The 2,221-nt window shown below is 70.7% G+C and carries 2 protein-coding genes and 1 pseudogene; 1 reads left to right on the forward strand and 2 read right to left on the reverse strand.

Annotated elements, in window-relative coordinates; genetic code table 11:
- A pseudogene (locus tag BFF77_RS30890) lies at positions 1-297 on the forward strand (chitinase); the annotation flags it as partial.
- On the opposite strand, the gene BFF77_RS30895 reads toward BFF77_RS30890, so the two are convergent.
- On the reverse strand, positions 251-1,180 hold the full coding sequence (locus BFF77_RS30895) for a phosphatase PAP2 family protein (protein WP_079125646.1): 930 nt from the start codon (positions 1,178-1,180) through the stop codon (positions 251-253). The pseudogene BFF77_RS30890 and the gene BFF77_RS30895 overlap by 47 nt on opposite strands.
- Before the next feature lie 152 nt (positions 1,181-1,332).
- On the reverse strand, positions 1,333-2,221 hold an 889-nt coding region (locus tag BFF77_RS30900; protein WP_066956663.1), incomplete at its 5' end, for an aminotransferase class III-fold pyridoxal phosphate-dependent enzyme.

Here is a 2,221-nt window from a genome sequence, read left to right on the forward strand (position 1 = left end):
ACCGACATGCTGCTCACCGGCTTCCCGGTGGCCGGTGACACCTCGAAGTTCTTCCCGGCGCTGCGCCCCGAGCAGGTGGCCATCGGCCTGCCGGCCTCGACCCAGGCGGGCAACGGCCACACCTCGCCCGCCGAGGTCAACAAGGCCCTGAACTGTCTGACGAAGAAGACCGACTGCGGCTCCTACCAGACCCATGGCACCTGGCCCGCGCTTCGCGGACTGATGACCTGGTCGATCAACTGGGACCGCTTCAACCAGTGGGAGTTCTCCCGGAACTTCGACGCGTACTTCGGCTGAGCGCGGACGACCGCCCGCCGGGCCCGGGAGCCCCGGGCGGTCCGATCGCACGGAACGCCCGCTCCAGGGCCAGGAGCAGCATTCCGCACAGCGCCAGGCTGCCGAGGACGTCCAGCGGCCAGTGGTAGCCACGCAGGACGAGACCGATGCCCGTCGCCAGGGTGAGCAGGACGGCGACGGGCATCGCCCGGTTCCGCCGGACGTACGGAGCCAGGAGCAGCGCCGCGCCGCCGTACGCCACCATCGCCGTCGCCGTGTGCCCGGACGGGTAGTAGCCGGTCGCGTCGGTGAGCGGTCCCCGCCGGTCGGTCCAGATCTTGAGCGGTACGACCAGCACGGGCACGGCGGCCATGGCGAGCGCCGCGGCCAGGGCCCGCGCGCGCTCACCGCGCAGGAGGGCGTATCCGAGCGCCACGGCCAGTACGGGCAGCGCCACCGGCATACCGCCGAGATCCGCGAGGAATTCCGTCAGAGGTGTGGGCCCTTGGCGGGCGAGCGCCCGGCCGAGCCGTTCATCGATGTCGCGCAGCGGTCCGCCCGCGGCGGCCTGCCAGGTCAGAAGCGGGAAGAGGACCGCACAGAGCACGAAGGCCAGGGTCCTGGAGACTCTGGAAGTTCCGGGCGCACCGGAGGTTCCGGGGGTTCGGGAGGTCCCGGAGAAAGAAGGGGGCCGCCCCGGAACAGGGGGGGTAGTTCCGGGGCGGCCGTCCGTATCGGTGTACCGCACGCCCCGGGGGGTTTGGGGCGGGCGGCCGTCCGATCGGCAAGGAGTTCCAGAGCCTGAATCTCCAGTGGTGTGCGCGAAGGCACGACCAAAGCGGGGCTGGGGACGCTCCGCTCCGGTGTCGCCCGCAGTCCCCTGCGAGCGGGGTGTTTCTCTCATCTGCGGAAACCGTACGGCAGGGCGGCGAGGACCGACAGCCGGAAACGGCTCCCGCCATCGCCCTCGCACACCTTCTTCACAGGCCCTCACCGATGTCCCGGCCGGGCTCCCCGGATGCCCGACCGGGCATCCGGGCCGACGCGGAGCGCCGGTCAGAGGGCCGAGAACGCCTGCTCGACGATGTCCAGGCCCTCGTTGAGCAGATCCTCGCCGATCACCAGGGGCGGCAGGAAGCGCAGCACATTGCCGTAGGTGCCACAGGTCAGGACCACCAGTCCCGCCTGATGGCAGGTCTTGGCGAGCGCGGCGGTCGCCTCCGGGGCCGGCTCCTTGGTGGCGCGGTCCTTCACCAGCTCGATCGCGATCATCGCGCCACGGCCGCGGATGTCGCCGATGATGTCGTACTTCTCGCTCAGGGCGGAGAGCCGGCCCTTCATGACGGACTCGATGCGCCGTGCCTTCGAGACGAGGTCCAGCTCCTTCATCGTCTCGATGGCGCCGAGCGCGGCGGCGCAGGCCACCGGGTTGCCGCCGAACGTACCGCCGAGGCCGCCCGCGTGCGCGGCGTCCATGATCTCGGCGCGGCCGGTCACGGCGGCGAGCGGCAGACCGCCCGCGATGCCCTTGGCGGTGGTGATCAGATCGGGGACGACGCCCTCGTCCTCACACGCGAACCACTGGCCGGTACGGCAGAAGCCGGACTGGATCTCGTCCGCCACGAACACGATCCCGTTGTCCTCGGCGAACCTCGCCAGCGCGGGGAGGAAACCCTTGGCGGGCTCGATGAAACCGCCCTCGCCGAGCAGCGGCTCGATCACGATCGCGGCGACGTTGCCGGCCCCGATCTGCTTGCTGATCTGGTCGATGGCCTGGGCGGACGCCTCGGGACCGCAGTTCTCGGGGCCGGTGGGCCAGCGGTAGCCGTAGGCGACCGGCACCCGGTAGATCTCCGGCGCGAACGGTCCGAAGCCGTTCTTGTACGGCATGTTCTTCGAGGTCAGGGCCATGGTGAGATTCGTACGGCCGTGGTAGCCGTGATCG

Source organism: Streptomyces lushanensis, from assembly GCF_001700515.1.
GTDB classification, from domain to species: Bacteria; Actinomycetota; Actinomycetes; order Streptomycetales; family Streptomycetaceae; genus Streptomyces; species Streptomyces lushanensis.

Coding starts and splice junctions, on each gene's coding strand:
- BFF77_RS30895 (WP_079125646.1), bottom strand. CDS start 1,180: ATGAGAGAAACACCCCGCTCGCAGGGGACTGCGGGCGACACCGGAGCG.